An 894-nucleotide genomic window follows, 5' to 3' on the forward strand; every position below is an offset into this window, starting at 1 on the left:
CGCCCCGGAGCTGGTCAACGGGCAGGCGTACTACTTTGCCACCGTTTACCATGCCATGCCGGAAGGGGAAATGGAGGTGCGCTACTACAGCGCAGCCCACGAAGCCCTCTTCACCTTGCCTGTCACGCTCAGTTTTGGCGGTAACGGCCAGCTGGGCAGCCCGGACGAGCCGCTGTTGCTCGATTTCTCCCCTTTCTTCTTTGAGCTGGACGAAGCCGGGCAGCTGGGCATCGCCCCACAGGACACGGCCTTCCGGGGGGCGCACCCGTACACCTTCCTGGCAGCAGACTGCGACTATCCGGAGGCGCTGCAGGACACGGTGTCCACGCAGCTGTGCTACGATATTGACAGCGATCAGGACGGGCTGTGCAATACGCTCGACCCGGCGCCCTTCGACCCCTGCTTCCCGGATTACGAAGCGCCGCCCCTGCAGGTGCTTGATAGCAATGGGGACACGCTCACGAGCAAAGGCATGCTTGAAGTGGGCACCGACTCCGGCGATTGCCACTACTCGGCTATCTGGCGGGCTTTTTCCATAGAAGACTGCTCGGGCGTGACGGTAGAGGCTGCCCTGGAAAACCAGAATGGCCCCTCGGCCGGGCAGCTGGAAACGGTGCTGCTTGATGCGGCCACCGGGCAGTATGCCCTCTACCTCACCGTACCTCAGGGCACCTACGAGCTGGAAGTCGTTGCCACCGATGATTATGGCAATGCGGAGGATTTTACCTACACTTTTATTGTAACAGATGAGGGAGCGCCGCAGCTGTCCTGCCTTGATGTAGAAGTAGCCCTGAGCTACGACGGCACCGGAGAGCTGCTGGCCGACGAGGTGCTGGACTTTACCAACAGCAGCGACAACTGCGGGCTGGACTACAGCACGCTGATGATCAGCCA

At 61.2% G+C, this 894-nt stretch carries 1 protein-coding gene; it reads left to right on the forward strand.

Features of this window, described 5'->3' with window-relative positions; all coding sequences use genetic code 11:
• Window positions 1-894, forward strand: an 894-nt coding sequence (locus tag IX84_RS33475) for a hypothetical protein (RefSeq protein WP_044224086.1), incomplete at both ends; no start/stop codon positions are given.

It is taken from the genome of Phaeodactylibacter xiamenensis (genome assembly GCF_000759025.1).
Classification (GTDB): domain Bacteria; phylum Bacteroidota; class Bacteroidia; order Chitinophagales; family Saprospiraceae; genus Phaeodactylibacter; species Phaeodactylibacter xiamenensis.